A 16,900-nucleotide genomic window follows, 5' to 3' on the forward strand; every position below is an offset into this window, starting at 1 on the left:
TTTTCCTGGAAATGCTCTAGCCCGCGATCAGCGCCAGCCACTCGTCCTCGTCCATCGTCTGCACACCAAGCTCGCGTGCCTTGTCGAGCTTGGAGCCCGCCCCCGGGCCTGCGACGACGATGTCGGTCTTCTTCGACACCGATCCTGCCACCTTGGCGCCGAGGCTTTCCGCCTTGGCCTTGGCCTCGTCGCGCGTCATCTTTTCGAGCGAACCGGTGAAGACGACGGTCTTTCCGGCGACCGGGCTGTCGCTTGCAACCGGCTTTTCCGCGTCTTCGGGCGTGACTTCGGCAAGCAGCCGCGTCACCACTTCCAGATTGCGTGGCTCCTTGTAGAACTCGACGATGGCGCGTGCGACCACTTCGCCGATGCCGTCGATGCTGTTGAGCTCGTTCCAGGCATCGCCGGCAAAGGTGCCGGCCTCGCTCATGGCCGCGCCGAAAGCCTCGTAGGTGCCGTAGGAGCGCGCCAGCAGCTTGGCCGTGGTCTCGCCGACATGGCGGATGCCGAGCGCGTAGATGAAGCGGTTGAGCGCGATCGAGCGCCGCGTGTTGATCGCATCATAGAGCTTGCGCACGCTGACGCGACCGAAGCCGTCGATGTTCTCGAGCTTCGTCAGCGACGCCTCCTGGCGTTTCTCCAGCGTGAAGATGTCGGCCGCCGTGCGGATCGACAGCGTCGGATCCTCGCTTTCGAAGAAGAACTCGATCTGCTTGGAACCGAGACCCTCGATGTCGTAGGCATTGCGAGAGACGAAGTGCTTGAGATGCTCGACCGCCTGCGCCCGGCAGACGAAGCCGCCGGTGCAGCGGCGCACGGCGTCGACCTTGCCGGACTTCTCGTTGATGTCGCGCACTGCATGGCTGCCGCAGACCGGGCATGTGGTCGGGAAGCGATAGGGCTCGCTGCCCTCCTTGCGCTCGTCCATCACCACGTCGACGATTTGCGGGATGACATCGCCGGCGCGCTGGACGATCACCATGTCGCCGATGCGGATGTCGCGGCCCTCGCGGATCGGCTCGCCTGAATTGCCGAGGCCCTTGATGTAATCCTCGTTGTGCAGCGTGGCGTTGGTGACGACGACGCCGCCGACGGTGATCGGCTCGAGGCGCGCCACCGGCGTCAGCGCGCCGGTGCGCCCCACCTGGATGTCGATGGCCGTCAGCCGCGTAAACGCCTGCTCGGCCGGGAACTTGTGCGCCGTCGCCCAGCGCGGCGAGCGCGAGCGGAAGCCTAGCCTAGCCTGCAGGTCGAGCCGGTCGACCTTGTAGACCACGCCGTCGATATCGTAATCGAGATCCGGCCGTTCACGCTCGATATGGTGGTAGTGCGCCAGCAACTCGTCGGCAGACGAGATCCGCTGCATCAGCGGGTTGACCGGGAAACCCCAGGCCTTGAACGCTTCCACCATGCCGAACTGGGTATCGGCGGGCATTTCCGACATCTCGCCCCAGGCATAGGCAAAGAAGCGCAGCTTGCGGCTGGCCGTCACCTTGGCGTCGAGCTGGCGCAGCGACCCGGAAGCGGTGTTGCGCGGATTGACGTAAAGCGGCTTGCCGAGTGCTGCCATCTCGGCGTTGAGGGCGGCAAAGTCCGACTTGCCCATGTAGATTTCGCCGCGCACCTCGACGATATCGGGTGCGCCTGATGGCAGCGTCGGCGGGATCATGCCGATGGTGCGGATATTGGCGGTGACGTTTTCCCCTGTCGTGCCGTCGCCGCGGGTCGCGGCCGTCACCAGCCGGCGGTTCTCGTAGCGAAGCGACATCGACAGGCCGTCGATCTTCGGCTCGGCGGTAAAGGCGATCGAATTGTCCGGCAGTTGGCCGAGGAATCGGTAGACTGAAGCGACGAAATCACGCGCGTCCTCGTCGGAAAACGTGTTGTCGAGCGACAGCATCGGCCGGGCATGAACGACCGGTTGGAAGGTGACCGAAGGTGTCGCCCCCACTTTCTTCGACGGGCTGTCCTCGCGAATGAGTGCCGGGAACCGCGCCTCGATCGCATCGTTGCGCCGCTTCAGCGCGTCATAATCCGCGTCCGTGATCTCCGGCGCGTCGTTGCCGTGATAGAGCGCATCGTGACGGGCAAGCTCGGTGGCGAGAAAGGCCAGTTCCTCGGCGGCTTCCGTTTCGTTGAGGTTCTCGACGGGTTTCAGTTCACTGGACATGCGCGACGACTCCGGATTGGGAGTCGTTTTTTAGAGCAACTGCCGGGAAAGAAAAGAGCGACCGCGAGCAAGCTCCCCTGATCATCCGGCGGAAACGACACCTGGCGCGACATCGGCGCAGCGGCGGATCTCCAGTTCGCACCAGCGTTCGTATCGCTTCTGATAGCGGGCGCGTATCACCTCCAGATCCTGCCGGTGAATGCCGCGCCGAGTGTAGATCCATTTGCCTTCGGCAAGGCCCCGCATGACGCGACCGACCGGCTCCAGCCCGAACATCTTCAGGATGGCGGCGCCGCCCTTGTCCCAGCCGATGCCGTAGAGGTCGATACCTTCAGGCGGAAACTCCTGGTACTCCAGGATCGCAGACACCGTCGCCCAGACGAGAATGCCGTTTTGCCGTCGGCGTTCGCTGCGCATGGAATCAAGCAGGTAGCTCAGATTGAGGATGGTGGCGAGATAGACCACCTTGGCCTTGCGCGCCTTCGGATGGGCGAGGAGCCCATTGGCAAGCAGATCGTCGAATCCGTAGTCGCCTTGCAGGAACAGCTTGAAATGGTTCTTCTCGAAGACGTAGTAGTCGGTGAAACCGAAGATATGGTCGTCCGAGTCCTGCAGGCAGATCAGGCTGTAGGGATCGGAGAAGAAGGCCTTCATATCCTCTTCCGGGTCGATCGCGTCGCTCTGGAAGACATCCTGCGCCTTGCGGATCACATCATAGGCAACTGCGGTCGAAGGCGGGATACGAACCAGATACGGACGCTCGTCCTCCATGCTGGAACGCAGAAGGCCGGGCGACTCGATCCAGCCGTCGCTTTCCTCTGGGAGTTCGACGCTGCGCAGACCTGAAAGCCGCGCGACCACAAAAGGAAGGACCGCGGTCGCGCCGACCACTGTCAGGATACCAAGCGCTCCAAGCTGCTTGTCCGCTTCCTTTATCGTCAGGATGTAACCGACGAAGGCGAGCGAATAGATCACGATCAGTTCTGGATGCTTGCGCATCTGCTCCAGCCGAAGCTGAAGCCGCTGCTGTAGTCTCTCCCACATGCCCTATGCCGCCCGCTAATCCGCCAAAGACGAATAAAAACACGGACGCGGAGGGCCCGGCAACTTGGCGAGAAGGCGTAGGAGGTCCTAACCGTTGCCGGACAGCAACCTTGCGGCCGCCGCCCTCGCCTCTTCGGTGATCGAGGCGCCGGCAAGCATGCGGGCGATTTCTTCCGTGCGGGCCTTGTCGTCCATGCGGGCGACCCGGGTCGAGATCATCTCGGCCTTCTCGCTCGACGGCCCCTTGGAGATCAGGAGGTGCGTTGCCGCGCGTGCGGCCACCTGCGGTGCGTGGGTGACGGAAAGCACCTGCACCGTGCCGGAAAGCCGCTTCAGCCGCTGGCCGATGGCATCAGCCACGGCGCCACCGACGCCGGTATCGATTTCGTCGAAGACGAGTGTCGGCGCCGAGCCGCGGTCGGCAAGCGCCACCTTCAGCGCCAGCAGGAAGCGCGAGAGCTCGCCGCCAGACGCCACCTTCATGATCGGCCCCGGCCGGGTGCCCGGGTTGGTCTGGACATGGAACTCGACGAGATCGATGCCGTCTGCGGTCGGCTGGCCTGGATCACTCTGCACTTCGACCATGAAGCGGGCACGCTCGAGCTTCAGCGCCGGCAACTCGGCCATGACAGCATCAGACAACGCCGACGCGGTATTCTGTCGCTTGACGGACAAGGTGCGGGCAGCAGCGTCGAAGGCCGTGCGTGCGGCGGCGACCTGCGCATCCAGCTGTTTCAGTTTCTCTTCGCCGGCGTCGAGGTCGGCGAGATCGGAAATCATCCGCACGGCCAGCGCTGGAAGCTCGGAGACCGGCACGGAATATTTGCGGCTGGCGCCACGAAGCGCAAACAGGCGCTCCTCCACCCGCTCCAGTTCCTTCGGGTCGAATTCGGTGTTGCGCAACGCCCGCTCGACAGCCATCTGCGCGTCGGAAAGCTGGTTGAGCGCCCCGTCGAGCAGCTCGACGGTTTCTTCAAGCAGGCCGGGCGCCTCATGGCTCTTGCGCTCGAGCCGGCGCACGAGCGAGGCAATCAGCGGAACCGGCGAACCGTTGCCGTTCAGGAATTCGGAGGCTTCGTTGATGTCGCCCGCAATGCGCTCGGACTTCATCATCCGGGCGCGCTTTTCGGCCAGCTCATCCTCTTCGCCATCGCGCGGGCTGAGCTTTTCCAGTTCTTCGACCGAGGCGCGCAGATAGTCGGCCTCGCGGGCTGCGGCCTCGACGCGCTCGCGGTGCTTCTTCAGCCCGCGTTCGGCGTCCTTCCATGCACGATAGAGACCGGAGACCTGCTCGGCCTCATCGGCCGTGCCGCCGAAGGCATCGAGCAGCGTTCGGTGGGCGTCGATATCGACCAGCGCCCGATCGTCATGCTGTCCGTGGATTTCGACCAGAGTCTGGCCGAGCTGCCGCATCAGCTGCACGCTGACCGGCTGGTCATTGACGAACGCCTTGGTGCGGCCATCGGCCGATTGCACCCGACGGAAGATCAGGTCGCCGTCGTCGTCGATGCCGTTGTCGCGCAGCATCAGCCGCGCCGAGTGCCCCATCGGCACGTCGAAGACGGCCGTCACCTGCCCCTTGTCGGAGCCGTGGCGCACGAGCGAACCGTCGCCGCGCCCGCCAAGGGCCAGCGACAGGCTGTCGAGAAGGATGGATTTCCCCGCGCCGGTCTCACCGGTCAGCACGGACAGTCCGGCCTCGAACGCCAGATCAAGCCGTTCAATCAGGACGATATCGCGGATCGAAATCTGGGCGAGCATCCGGGGTCAAATCTTCCGTATCAGGCGCCGATCAGCTTCTTGCCTGCGCGCGCAATCCAGGAACCTCCGCTTTCGCGCGGTTCGAGACCACCCGACTGCAGCAGCTTGAACGAATCATTATACCACTGGCTGTCAGGATAGTTGTGTCCGAGAACGGCGGCAGCGGTCTGCGCTTCGGAGGTCACGCCCATGGCGTAGTAGGATTCGACCAGACGGGCCAGAGCTTCCTCGACCTGGTTGGTATTGGGATACTGCTCGACGACGGTGCGGAAGCGCGACACGGCGGCGAGGTATTCCTTGCGCTCGAGATAGTAGCGGCCGACCTGCATTTCCTTGCCGGCGAGCTGGTCGCGGGCAAAGCGGATCTTCGACTGCGCATCCTCGACATATTGCGAGTCCGGATACTTGTCGACGACGGCCTGCATCGCCTCGATCGCCTTCAAGGCCGGCTTCTGATCCTGCGTCACGGCCGGGATCTGCTTGGTATAGGCAAGACCCTGGATGTACTGCGCATAGGCAGCATCTTCGGACTGCGGATAAAGGTTGAGGTAGCGACCGGTGGCGTTGATCGCCTCCTGGTACTGACCGTTGCGGTAGGAAACGAAAGCGTTCATCACCAGCGCCTTGCGGGCGTATTCGGAGAACGGGTGCTGCCTGTCGAGCGCTTCGAACTTGCGCGCCGCCTCACCGGTCTTGCCGGCATTGAGGTTGGCAAGACCCTGGTTGTACAGCACTTCCGGCGGATCGGTCTCGGCCGTCAGCTTGGTGATGTCGATATCGGGATCGTTCTGGCAGGCGGTAATCAGGGCGCTGCCGGCAACGGCCGCGACAACCACGGCGAACACACGCGCTGACTTCTTCAAATCAACAGAAACTGCAAGAACCATCGGATATTCCCGTTCCATTCTGCGGGCATGGACCCCGCCAGACATGCGCTTTTAGAGCAAGTTGCCTCAAGACCGCAACGTCATGATCGGTGATTCATGCAAATTTGTGGCGGCGCCGACATGAAAATGCCGGCCTTTCGGCCGGCGACTGGAGGAGAGTGTCCTTTTGTTGTTATGCGGACCAGGGCGCGAAGCCCGGAACTGCAACCGCAACCATGTCGCGCGCACGGGTGCGCTGGCGTGGCGTGGCGGTTTCGACGACCTCGTAGGCCGAGGGATCACTAAGCAGAGCCTTGAGCGCATTTGCGTTCATCTTGTGACCGCCGCGGTAGGAACGGTAGCAGCCGATGAACGGCGCGCCGGCAAGCGACAGATCGCCAACGGCGTCGAGCGTCTTGTGGCGCACGAATTCGTCGGTGTAGCGAAGGCCTTCGACGTTGATGACCGAATTGTCGTCGGAAATCACGACGGAATTTTCCAGCGAAGAGCCCAGCGCGTAGCCGGCCGCCCAGAGGCGCTCGACGTCGCGCATGAAGCCGAAGGTGCGGGCGCGCGACAGTTCGCGCTTGAACACCGAAGGCGTCATGTCGCCCTTCCAGGCCTGGCGGCCGATCAGCGGGCAATCGAAATCGATCTCGACTTCGAAGCGCATGCCGTCATAGGGCGTGAACTCCGACCAGGACGCACCCGATTCGATTCTGACCGGCTTGATCACGCGGATGTAGCGACGCTTGACCGCAAGCGCGCGGACGCCGACCTGCTCGATCGCGTCGATGAAGGGTTCGGAACTGCCGTCCATGATCGGCATCTCGGCGCCGTGAACCTCGATGGTGAGGTTGTCGAGGCCGAGCGCGTAGATGGCGGCCATCACATGCTCGATCGTCGCGATCGAGGTGGACGGCGACATGCCGAGAACGGTGCAGAGATCGGTATTGCCGACCTGCGATGATACCGCCTTGAACTCGCTCAGACGACCGTTGGCGAGAACGCGCTGGAAAACGATGCCCGCATCGGCTTCGGCCGGATGGAAGGTGATTTCCACCTCTGCGCCGGAATGAACGCCAATTCCCTTGAGCGTTACCGGGCTGGCGATCGTGGTCTGAAACCCGAGCAGTTCGATTCCCATTCTCGTCGTCACTTTCAATACTTATGGCCCGAAGGCCCAAACATCAGGCGGATGCAGCGGTTTTCAGGGCACAAGAAAGGCGCCCGAGAGTTTCGGCACAAAGGCCGGAACTCTGCGTTTCGAACAGACAGCGCGTGATCGAATCGCATGCATCCCCAATTCCGAGTCTGAAAATAGAGGTTCTGAGGCACCATTCCAAATCACTGTTCGTTTCGCTTTGTTACGCATTTGCAACGGGCGGACGGCGCCAGGCAACCTATTGAAACAAGGAACGAAATGCAAAAATGCCCGGGCGTTAGCCCGGGCACTCGGCAAGGTGAAGGAACGGGCCTTCAAAATCAGTTCGATTGACGGCGCAGGAACGCCGGGATCTCGAGCTGATCATCTTCGTGCGAGCGCGCCTGCGGTGCGGCGCGACCGTGATCGTCAAGCTGGCCGCGACGCGGCGCATAGAGGCTGGCTTCTGGCGACAGCGGACGGCGCTGCTGCGAAGCGGCGGCCGGCGCACCGGCGGTCATGTCGGCGGAAACGCTGTGGCTTTCCTTTTCGCGCAGGCCGAGCGAGCTGGTGATGCGGTTCAAGAGGCCCATCGGACCGCGCTCTTCCTGCATCTGCGGCGCCGGCTGGGCGCGCTGGTCCATCTCGGCCTTTACGACGGGCGGAAAGTCTTCGACCTTCGGCATGCGAACCGGCTCGGCCTGCTGGCGGATGACCGGAGCGATCGGCTCCTGGCGCTGAACCGGCTGCGGCTGGACCTGTGCGTGAACCGGCATTTCGACCGGACGCTGGACCGGAGCCGGCTGGCGCATGACCGGAGCGGCTTCTACCGGTGCAGCACCGGCAAAAAGTTTGCTCTGGGGACGGAAGTCGTCGTGAGCCTGCTGCATCGGCGCTGGTGCCTGGGTGGCGGCACGGGTCGCGATGTCGAGTTCGCGTTCCATTTCCGCTTCGCGGATCGCAAGCGCGATCTGGTCGACGGAGCTCTGCTGCTGCACCGGCTGGGCAACCGGCTGCTGAACCGGAGCGGGCTGGTGGTGGGCAACGGCCGGCTGCTGGGCCGGAATGGCTGCGGACGGGCGGATGATCGGCTTCTGGGCTGCTACCGAACGAAAGTCAGCCGAACGACCGGCCACCTCCGCGGCGGTGCGATCGATACCGGTCGCAACGACCGATACGCGGATCAGGCCTTCGAGTTCTTCGTCGAACGTCGCGCCGAGGATGATGTTGGCGTCCGGATCGACTTCTTCGCGGATGCGGGTCGCTGCTTCGTCGAGTTCAAACAGCGTCAGGTCGCGACCGCCGGTGATCGAGATCAAGAGGCCCTGCGCGCCCTTCATCGAGGTTTCGTCGAGCAGCGGGTTTGCGATCGCGGCTTCGGCGGCGGCCATTGCGCGGCCCTCGCCCGAGGCTTCGCCGGTGCCCATCATGGCGCGGCCCATTTCACGCATCACCGAGCGGACGTCGGCGAAGTCGAGGTTGATGAGGCCTTCCTTGACCATGAGGTCGGTGATGCAGGCAACGCCCGAATAGAGTACCTGGTCGGCCATCGCGAACGCGTCCGCAAACGTCGTGCGGTCATTGGCGATGCGGAAGAGGTTCTGGTTCGGGATGACGATCAGAGTGTCGACCGACTTCTGCAGTTCGGCAATGCCCTGGTCGGCGAGCCGCATGCGGCGCTGGCCTTCGAAGTGGAAGGGTTTGGTAACGACGCCGACGGTCAGGATGCCCTTGTTGCGTGCGGCCTGCGCGACGATCGGGGCTGCACCGGTACCGGTGCCGCCGCCCATGCCGGCGGTGACGAAGCACATGTGGGTGCCCTGCAGGTGATCGATGATCTCGTCGATGCACTCTTCGGCAGCCGCGCGGCCGACTTCCGGCTGCGAGCCTGCGCCGAGACCCTCGGTCACGGCGACACCCATCTGGATGACCCGTTCTGCCTTGGTCATGGTCAGTGCCTGCGCGTCGGTGTTGGCAACGACGAAGTCGACGCCCTCAAGACCCGCGGTAATCATGTTGTTGACTGCATTGCCGCCGCCGCCGCCAACACCAAAGACGGTGATGCGGGGCTTCAGCTCCGTGATATCCGGCTTCTGCAAGTTGATAGTCATAGTACCCGTTCCTTCTGTTTTCTGGCCGCCTTGCCGAGCCGACCAAATCCTTGAAATTCCAACTTTGTCTTCACCGGCGCCGTCCCTGTTCGGTGCCGGCACCACTCAAAAACTTTCCTTCAGCCACTGGCCCATGCGGGCGATGCGGCCGTTGCCGTTGCCGATCGACGAAAACATGCCGCCATGGGTCGCATGTGTTTCGAGGTCGGCGACCTGCGGATAGATCATCAGACCGACGGCCGTGGAGAACGCCGGTCCCTTGGCAGCCGCCGGCAGCCCGGAAACCCCGAGCGGACGGCCGATGCGAACGTTGCGTGCCAGGATACGGCGTGCCGCTTCCGGCAGGCCGGTCAGCTGGCTGGCGCCACCGGTCAGAACGATGCGCTTGCCGACGATCGGGCTGAAGCCCGAGCGCTGGATGCGATCGCGGATGAGTTCCAGCGTTTCCTCGATGCGGGCGCGCACGATCCGCGACACGAGCGCGCGCGGCACGTGGGTCGGCTGATCGCGGTCGTCCTCGCCGATCGGCGGGACCGAGACGATGTCGCGTTCGTCGGCGCTGTTGGGCAGCGCCGAGCCGTGCACGACCTTCAGCCGCTCGGCGTCTTCGATGCGGGTCGAAAGACCGCGCGCGAGATCCGTCGTCACATGGTGGCCGCCAAGGTTGACCGCATCGGCATGAACCAGCTTGCCGTCGGCAAAGACCGAGATCGTCGTCGTGCCGCCACCCATGTCGATCGCGGCGCAGCCGAGTTCGACTTCATCGTCGACGAGAGCCGCCAGACCGCTGGCATAGGGCGTCGCAACGATGCCTTCGACCGAGAGATGCGCTCGGTTGACGCAAAGTTCGAGATTCTTCAGTGCGGCCCGCTCGGCGGTCAGCACATGCATGTCGACGCCGAGGACGTCGCCGAACATGGCAAGCGGATCGCGGATGCCGCGCTCGCCGTCGAGCGAGAAGCCGGTCGGCAACGAATGCAGGATGGCGCGGTCGGAGCGCAGCGACTGCTGTCCGGCAGCCGAGAGCACCCGCTTCAGATCGCTTGCATCCACTTCCTGGCCACCGAGGTCGATGGTCGCGGTATAGACGTCGCTCTGCAGACGGCCGGCGGAAATGTTGACGATCAGGCTGTCGATCGTCAGGCCGGCCATGCGCTCGGCCGCATCGACGGCGAGACGCACGACGCTTTCGACCGCATCGAGATCGGCGACGACGCCGTTCTTCACGCCGCGGGATTTTTGGTGACCGATGCCGATGATCTCGACGCTATGCGTGCGGTTCGGCAGGATCTGGCTCTCGGCGCGCGGCGTCAGCCGGCCGATCATGCACACGATCTTGGTCGAGCCGATATCCAGCACCGAGACGACATGAGACCGCTTCGAGGAAAGCGGCTTCAGGCGCGGCAGGCCAAAGCTGGAGGAACCGAACAAACTCATATCCGCCCCTCTTTCTTCTTCTCCGTCTCCTGCGCCTTCAACATCTTGTCCCTCGCCTTCAAGGCAACTTCGCGCCGGCTGACCGCACCCGGCGTCAATTGAACTGTGGTTCGATCTTCCAGCCTGAGATCGACGGCTGCGATGTCGCGTTCGAGCAGCTGATGCTGGCTTTCCATATCGGACAGAACCTGCATCGCGCGGGCGACATCATGCTCCGGCAGCTTGACGACGATGCCGTTGTCGAGACGCAGGTCCCAGCGACGGCCGGCAACGCGCACGAAGGCCTTCACCCGCGAGCGGATTTCCGGCCAGCGGGAAAACTCGTCGTAGAAATCGGCCGCAGCCGTCTCGGCATCACGGCCGACGAACAGCGGCAGGGCCGCAAACTTGTTGTCGCGCAGCGGCGCAATCGCGCTGCCGCTCCGCTCGATCAGCGACAGGTCGGAGCCGTGCTGCCAGATACCGAAGGCCTTGCGCTCGGTGAGCGTCACTTCGATCGTGCTGGGATAGACCTTGCGGACGGTCACGCCCTGAACCCAGGGCAGTTCGGCGATCAGCTTGCGCGCTTCGATGATGTCGAGCGCCACCAGCGACGTCGTACCGTCAAGGCCCAACTGCTGCAGGATGTCGATCTCGGAGGTCTGCTCGTTGCCGGAGACGCGAACGTCTTCGATGGCAAAGCCGGCCGCTGTCGTCGATGCCTGCGCGACGTTCTGCGTGTGGCCGCCAAGCGACATGCCGTAAAAGCCGGTGGCGGCAAAAAAGGCGATGGCGGCGATCGTGCCGGTGTGGGCGGGAAAGCGGACCCGGCCGCTGCCGAGACTGACCAGGAAGCGAACGGCTTTGCGAAGCGGGCGCGGCAGAACGCGCGCGCCATCCGCCTCGGCTGCAACTGCGCCCAGCGGATCACGAACTCTCTTGCCCCTTTTGCCCCTTACCGCAAGCACGAAGCGTCCTCCACCATCCAAGTCAGAAACTCGCCAAAGCCCAGGCCCGCATGCTGAGCCATTTCAGGCACCAGGGAGGTCGGGGTCATGCCGGGCTGGGTGTTGATTTCCAGCCAGATCAGTTCGCCTTCATCGGAGCCACGGTCGTCGAAGCGAAAGTCGGATCGGCTGACGCCGCGGCAACCGATTGCCTGATGCGCCTTCAATGCGAGTGTTTGTATTTTTTGGTAAATATTTGGTGAAATCTGTGCCGGAATGACGTGTTGCGAGCCACCTTTTACGTACTTGGAATCGTAATCGTAGAAGGCATGGCCCTGCGGGATGATTTCGGTGACGCCAAGCGCCTTGTCGCCCATGACGCCACAGGTGAGTTCGCGGCCGGCGACATAACGCTCGACCATGATTCGGTCGCCATAGCGCCACTCGCTGGAGGTCACGACCTGCGGCGGGTGCGACTGATCTTCCTTGACGATGACGACGCCGAAGCTCGAACCTTCGCAGACCGGCTTGACGACGTAAGGCGGCTTCATCGGATGCGTCGGCCCAAAAGCCCGACGGTCCATAACCAGCGCTTCGGCAACCGGGATACCGGACGCAGCCGCAACGTGCTTTGCCTGCGCTTTGTCCATGGCGAGTGCGGAAGCCAGCACGCCGGAATGGGTGTAGGGAATTTCCAGATATTCGAGAATGCCCTGGATCGTGCCGTCCTCGCCGAAGGGGCCGTGCAGCGCATTGAAGGCGACATCCGGGCGCAGGTCGGCCAGAACCGAAGCGACGTCGCGCGCGACGTCTACACGCGTAACGCGGAAACCTTCCGCTTCCAGAGCATCGGCGCACGCAGCCCCGGACGACAGGCTAACCGGTCGCTCCGAAGAAAATCCGCCCATAAGGACAGCTACATGCTTGCCGTTCATTCATACCCCCGAAAATACGCCACTATCGCAGCGCTTGCTTGCGTCTGGCTTGTTCCGACATCGCGAGTCGCCGGTGGCCATTGGGGGCACTAGAACGGCATTATAGTTAATGAACCGTTTACTTTTGTTAACCTTAGTCGGGAAACGATCGGCAGCGGCGATCGAAAACACTGCGAATACAACGCTTTCTGGCGCGAAATCAGCGCGTTGGCGCGACCTGTTTACGCGACACGCAAACCGCTAAAAAATGAAGGCCCCGCTCCAATTTGGTGCGGGGCCTCACGGATTGGCCGCCTCTGCGGCTTATCGGTTATTCATTTTCACTGAGGCGATCAGCCGTCCTCACCGAAGCGATCAATCGTCTTCCCCGACGATCTTCCAGACGATTCCGGCGATCGCCGCGCCGACGATCGGCGCCAGCCAGAAGAGCCAAAGCTGCGAAAGTGCCCAGTCTCCGACGAACAGCGCCTGTCCGGTCGAGCGGGCCGGATTGACCGACGTGTTGGTGACGGGGATCGACACCAGGTGGATCAGCGTCAGCGCCAGGCCGATGGCGATCGGGGCAAAGCCCGAGGGCACGCGGCCGTGTGTGGCGCCCAGAATGATGAACAGGAAGAAGAAGGTCATCACCACTTCGATGACCAGCGCCGCCGTCAGCGAATAGCCTCCCGGCGAATGCTCGCCATAACCATTGGCCGCAAAGCCGCCGAGCTGGAAGTCCGCCTTACCGCTGGCAATGACGTAGAGCACCGCTGCAGCGACGATCGCCCCCAGCACCTGGGCGATGATGTAGCCGACGAGGCTGGAGGCGGGGAACTTCCCGGCGACCGTCAGGCCGACGGAAACGGCCGGATTGAAATGACCGCCGGAAATGCCGCCGACGGCATAGGCCATGGTAAGAACGGTCAGACCAAAAGCGAAGGAGACGCCGAGCAGGCCGATGCCGACAGCCGGAAACGCCGCCGCCAGCACCGCACTGCCGCAACCGCCGAAAACGAGCCAGAATGTACCGAGAAATTCCGCAGAAAGCTTCTTGAACATGCATTCGCTCCTGAAAGACGAAGCCGATCGCTTCAGGTGCCCAGAGTTTGCCACATTTTGATTCCGGTCAACCCCGGTTGCGACAGGGATCTCACCGCCAGTTAAACACGAAATCGCACGTCGAGCCTTTGCTGATCTGCCTCTTTTGACAGCAGTGGCGTTTGTGGCCCGCGCAAGCCATGCAGCCAGGGAATAATGCTGCGCCACCTCGCGGTTTCGTTCGCATTTCTTACGAATTTAGGGTTTCAACGTGCGGAAACTTGCGTTAAGACGCGCCGACCGCCTCCCAAGACGGCATGACAATCCATATCAGGAACGACAACAATGACAGACGCGACACCCTCCCTGTCGCCGAAGGATAGCGCGTTGCAGACGCCGGCAGTGAACTCCCCTGCCCGGGTGCTGTTCGCCAGCCTCGTCGGCACCACCATCGAATTCTTCGACTTCTACGTTTACGCCACCGCAGCCGTGCTGGTCTTCCCGCACCTCTTCTTCCCGACGTCCGATCCGACATCGGCGATGCTGCAATCCTTTGCCACCTTCTCCATCGCCTTCTTCGCCCGCCCGTTCGGCGCGGTGATCTTCGGCCATTATGGCGACAAGGTCGGCCGCAAGGTAACGCTGGTCGCAGCACTGATGACCATGGGCATTTCCACCGTCGTCATCGGCCTGTTGCCGACCTACGCGTCGATCGGCGTCGCAGCCCCCTTGTTGCTTGCCCTTTGCCGTTTCGGCCAGGGTCTTGGCCTGGGCGGCGAATGGGGCGGCGCCGTGCTGCTCGCAACCGAGAACGCGCCCGAAGGCAAGCGCACATGGTATGCCATGTTCCCGCAGCTCGGCGCGCCGATCGGCTTCATCCTGTCGGCCGGCACCTTCCTCATCCTCGGCGAAGTCATGACCGACGAGGCCTTCCTCGCCTGGGGATGGCGCGTGCCCTTCGTCGCCAGCATCCTGCTGGTCATCGTCGGGCTTTACGTGCGCCTGAAGATCACCGAGACGCCGGAATTCCAGAAGACGATCGACAAGCACGAGCGCGTCCAGGTTCCGATCGCGCAAATCTTCCGCTTCCACAAGCGCAGCCTCGTGCTCGGCACCTTCGTGGCACTCGCCACCTTCGTGCTGTTCTACCTGATGACGGTGTTCTCGCTGTCCTGGGGCACGGCCAAGCTCGGCTATTCCCGTGAGCAGTTCCTCGTGGTGCAGATGACCGGCGTCGTGTTCTTCGGCCTGATGATCCCGGTTTCGGGCATCCTGTCGGACCGTTACGGCCGCCGCCTGGTGCTGATCGTCACCACCATCGCCATCGGCGCCTTCGGCCTCGTCATGGCCCCGCTCATGGCGGGTGGTCTTGGCGGCGCCTTCCTGTTCTCCATCCTCGGCCTCGGCCTGATGGGGCTCACCTATGGTCCGATCGGCGCAGCACTTGCCGCCCCGTTCCCGACCTCGGTGCGCTATACCGGCGCGTCGATGACCTTCAACCTCGCCGGCATCTTCGGCGCCTCGCTGGCGCCCTATATCGCCACCTGGCTTGCCACCAACTACAGCCTCGATTACGTCGGCTACTACCTGCTGGCAGCCGCCGCGATCACGCTGGTGTGCCTGGTGCTGTCGACCGAGGAAGAAGTCTCGGCCTGAGCCAGACCCGTTGCGCTTCGGCGCATCAGGGATACCAAAAAGAAGGGCCTCAGCGTCGCCGCTGCGGCCCTTCTTTTTGGCTGGCTCTGCCGGCGAGGTCTCCGGCGGTCGGCCTGACCTGCGCGCGTTTCCAACTTCGTCGTCAGGAAACCTCAATCTTCGTCACTGTGGTGTTGTGAGGTCCGGATCGCCGCCGCAGTCGCCGGTCATTGCGCAGCTTGAGCCGATCTGCCGAGCCGGCTTGGGAAGCCGGGCAATCAGTTCACAGCGGTGCATCGTTTCAGCGAAAGTGCTGTCGATTTCCGTGCCGTCGATCATGATCACGCCGCCTCGAATGACGGGTTGCGTGCCGTCGGAGATCAACATCGCAATGAGCCTGATGGCGATGTTGGCGTGATGGCATGGTCCCATAGACAGCCCGATTTTCTGCAAATTGGGGAGCGTATCCAGACCGGCCAGGAAATCGCCATCCTTCAGTTCGATCTGCTCGGCCAGTTGTGTAAGCCCGGCCTGGTCGCCCGATTTGACGAAGTCGGCAACCTTGGCTTCGAGGCGTTGCGCTTCAGCACCGTCGCCCAGCGAAGCCACAGCAGCGCGCAGGCGCGCCTCATCCATGGCCTTGGCCGGCGAAACGAGCCCGAAACTGGCCAACACGACGTGGAAAAAGAATGACCTCACGCGAGGCAGTTTTTGCAGGCGACTCACTCGGGCTTGCCTCCAGGACCGTCATTGTTGAGCTGGGAATCAGCGTTCTTCCACGAAACAGAGTTGTACGGCTCTACCGCTCACCAGATAAACAAAGAGCCGCAGCGTCACCGCTGCGGCCTCATCTTCTCGGCTATCCCCAACCGGCCTCAGGCGATGCCGCGGCCGAGGAATTCCTTGATTTCGTAGCCAGGCATGAAGGTGCCGATGCGCTTGATCTCCCATTCGAGCCGAACGCCGGAATGTTCGAGCACGCGGTTGCGCACGGTCTCGCCGAGATATTCGAGTTCGTAGCCGGTCGCCTGTCCGGTGTTGATCATGAAGTTGCAGTGCAGCGGCGACATCTGCGCGCCGCCGATCATCATGCCGCGGCAACCCGCCTCGTCGATCAGCTTCCAGGCAGAGTGACCTTCCGGATTCTTGAAGGTCGACCCCCCCGTCTTTTCGCGGATCGGCTGCACGGTTTCGCGGTGCTGGCGCACGGCGTCCATGTCGGTGCGGATCTTGTTCTTGTCCTCGGGATAACCTTCGAAGATCGCGTGCGTGAAGATCAGGTCCTTCGCCGCTGCGGAATGGCGATAGCCGTAGCCCATGTCGGCATTCGACAGCACGTGCGCGTTGCCCTGGCGATCGACCGCATGCACCTCGACGACGCGCTCGCGGGTTTCAGCCCCGTTGGCGCCGGCGTTCATGCGCAAAGCGCCGCCGATCGTGCCGGGAATGCCGTAGTAGAAGTAGAAACCGCCAATGCCGTTATCGAGCGCCATCGCCGCGATGTTCTTGTCCGGGCAGATAGCGCCGGCCTTGATGCGGTTCTCGCCGACGAGTTCGAGATCGCCGAAGCCCTTGGCCGACAGCCGGATGACCACGCCGGGAATGCCGCCGTCACGAACAAGCAGGTTCGAGCCGACGCCCATGACCATGACGGGCACGTCCGCCGGAACCAGTTTCAGGAAGGTGACGAGATCGTCGGTGTCGTGCGGCTGGAACATCAGCTCGGCAAGACCGCCGGCGCGGAACCAGGTCACGCGATCCATCGGCGCGTCGGGCGTGATGCGACCGCGAACGGCGCTGACCCCGCTTCCGAGTGCTTCGAGTAGTTTCTGACCGTTGACCTGTTTCATA

General features: G+C 63.0%; 13 protein-coding genes. 1 reads left to right on the forward strand and 12 read right to left on the reverse strand.

Translation table 11 applies throughout. From position 1 onward, the window contains the following. Window positions 1–16: 16 nt before the first annotated feature. The 10 genes from ligA to aqpZ all read right to left on the reverse strand — a co-directional run bounded on the left by ligA (window position 17) and on the right by aqpZ (window position 13,435). The gene (ligA, locus tag HT585_RS10130) at window positions 17–2,170 is read right to left on the reverse strand and encodes an NAD-dependent DNA ligase LigA (RefSeq protein ID WP_176352777.1); all 2,154 of its coding nucleotides are present in this window, start codon (window positions 2,168–2,170) and stop codon (window positions 17–19) included. Window positions 2,171–2,251: 81 nt separating this feature from the next. Beyond that, window positions 2,252–3,214: a hypothetical protein gene (locus tag HT585_RS10135; protein ID WP_176352778.1), complete on the reverse strand. Its 963-nt coding sequence runs from the start codon at window positions 3,212–3,214 to the stop codon at window positions 2,252–2,254. Between the two features lie 87 nt (window positions 3,215–3,301). Then, complete coding sequence (gene recN / locus HT585_RS10140) at window positions 3,302–4,975, reverse strand: DNA repair protein RecN (RefSeq protein WP_176352779.1); 1,674 nt, start codon at window positions 4,973–4,975, stop codon at window positions 3,302–3,304. Between the two features lie 20 nt (window positions 4,976–4,995). Beyond that, a complete protein-coding gene (locus tag HT585_RS10145; protein ID WP_176352780.1) occupies window positions 4,996–5,862 on the reverse strand; it encodes an outer membrane protein assembly factor BamD in 867 nt (288 codons plus the stop codon). A 172-nt stretch (window positions 5,863–6,034) separates the two neighbouring features. Then, complete coding sequence (gene lpxC, locus HT585_RS10150; protein WP_176352781.1) at window positions 6,035–6,988, reverse strand: UDP-3-O-acyl-N-acetylglucosamine deacetylase; 954 nt, start codon at window positions 6,986–6,988, stop codon at window positions 6,035–6,037. Between the two features lie 338 nt (window positions 6,989–7,326). Next, on the reverse strand, window positions 7,327–9,096 hold the full coding sequence (gene ftsZ, locus HT585_RS10155; protein WP_176352782.1) for a cell division protein FtsZ: 1,770 nt from the start codon (window positions 9,094–9,096) through the stop codon (window positions 7,327–7,329). Between the two features lie 105 nt (window positions 9,097–9,201). Next, on the reverse strand, window positions 9,202–10,533 hold the full coding sequence (gene ftsA / locus HT585_RS10160) for a cell division protein FtsA (RefSeq protein ID WP_173420600.1): 1,332 nt from the start codon (window positions 10,531–10,533) through the stop codon (window positions 9,202–9,204). Beyond that, window positions 10,530–11,435 (reverse strand): cell division protein FtsQ, encoded by a 906-nt coding sequence (gene ftsQ, locus HT585_RS10165; RefSeq protein ID WP_234941881.1) that lies wholly within the window; start codon window positions 11,433–11,435, stop codon window positions 10,530–10,532. The genes ftsA and ftsQ overlap by 4 nt, the downstream gene beginning before the upstream one ends. 32 nt (window positions 11,436–11,467) lie before the next feature. Then, entirely contained in the window at window positions 11,468–12,394 is a 927-nt protein-coding gene (locus HT585_RS10170; RefSeq protein ID WP_176352784.1) for a D-alanine--D-alanine ligase, read from the reverse strand. Between the two features lie 354 nt (window positions 12,395–12,748). Continuing rightward, the gene (aqpZ, locus tag HT585_RS10175) at window positions 12,749–13,435 is read right to left on the reverse strand and encodes an aquaporin Z (protein WP_176352785.1); all 687 of its coding nucleotides are present in this window, start codon (window positions 13,433–13,435) and stop codon (window positions 12,749–12,751) included. 324 nt (window positions 13,436–13,759) lie between these two features. Here aqpZ and HT585_RS10180 point away from each other — a divergent pair, with 324 nt between their 5' ends. Next, a complete protein-coding gene (locus tag HT585_RS10180) occupies window positions 13,760–15,070 on the forward strand; it encodes an MFS transporter (protein WP_176352786.1) in 1,311 nt (436 codons plus the stop codon). Between the two features lie 162 nt (window positions 15,071–15,232). On the opposite strand, the gene HT585_RS10185 is transcribed toward HT585_RS10180, so the two are convergent. Then, complete coding sequence (locus HT585_RS10185) at window positions 15,233–15,775, reverse strand: hypothetical protein (protein WP_343213955.1); 543 nt, start codon at window positions 15,773–15,775, stop codon at window positions 15,233–15,235. A 149-nt stretch (window positions 15,776–15,924) separates the two neighbouring features. Further along, window positions 15,925–16,899 carry a UDP-N-acetylmuramate dehydrogenase gene (murB, locus tag HT585_RS10190; RefSeq protein ID WP_176352787.1) on the reverse strand — a complete coding sequence of 325 codons (975 nt, stop codon included), beginning with the start codon at window positions 16,897–16,899 and terminating at the stop codon, window positions 15,925–15,927. Between the last annotated feature and the right edge of the window lies 1 nt (window position 16,900).

It is taken from the genome of Ensifer oleiphilus, from assembly GCF_013371465.1.
Classification (GTDB): Bacteria; Pseudomonadota; Alphaproteobacteria; order Rhizobiales; family Rhizobiaceae; genus Ensifer; species Ensifer oleiphilus.

Excerpts from the sequence above, each read along its gene's own strand:
- ligA (WP_176352777.1), bottom strand. The coding sequence starts at position 2,170 with ATGTCCAGTGAACTGAAACCCGTCGAGAACCTCAACGAAACGGAAGCC.
- HT585_RS10135 (WP_176352778.1), bottom strand. The coding sequence starts at position 3,214 with ATGTGGGAGAGACTACAGCAGCGGCTTCAGCTTCGGCTGGAGCAGATG.
- recN (WP_176352779.1), bottom strand. The coding sequence starts at position 4,975 with ATGCTCGCCCAGATTTCGATCCGCGATATCGTCCTGATTGAACGGCTT.
- HT585_RS10145 (WP_176352780.1), bottom strand. The coding sequence starts at position 5,862 with ATGGTTCTTGCAGTTTCTGTTGATTTGAAGAAGTCAGCGCGTGTGTTC.
- lpxC (WP_176352781.1), bottom strand. The coding sequence starts at position 6,988 with ATGGGAATCGAACTGCTCGGGTTTCAGACCACGATCGCCAGCCCGGTA.
- ftsZ (WP_176352782.1), bottom strand. The coding sequence starts at position 9,096 with ATGACTATCAACTTGCAGAAGCCGGATATCACGGAGCTGAAGCCCCGC.
- ftsA (WP_173420600.1), bottom strand. The coding sequence starts at position 10,533 with ATGAGTTTGTTCGGTTCCTCCAGCTTTGGCCTGCCGCGCCTGAAGCCG.
- HT585_RS10170 (WP_176352784.1), bottom strand. The coding sequence starts at position 12,394 with ATGAACGGCAAGCATGTAGCTGTCCTTATGGGCGGATTTTCTTCGGAG.
- aqpZ (WP_176352785.1), bottom strand. The coding sequence starts at position 13,435 with ATGTTCAAGAAGCTTTCTGCGGAATTTCTCGGTACATTCTGGCTCGTT.
- HT585_RS10180 (WP_176352786.1), top strand. The coding sequence starts at position 13,760 with ATGACAGACGCGACACCCTCCCTGTCGCCGAAGGATAGCGCGTTGCAG.
- murB (WP_176352787.1), bottom strand. The coding sequence starts at position 16,899 with ATGAAACAGGTCAACGGTCAGAAACTACTCGAAGCACTCGGAAGCGGG.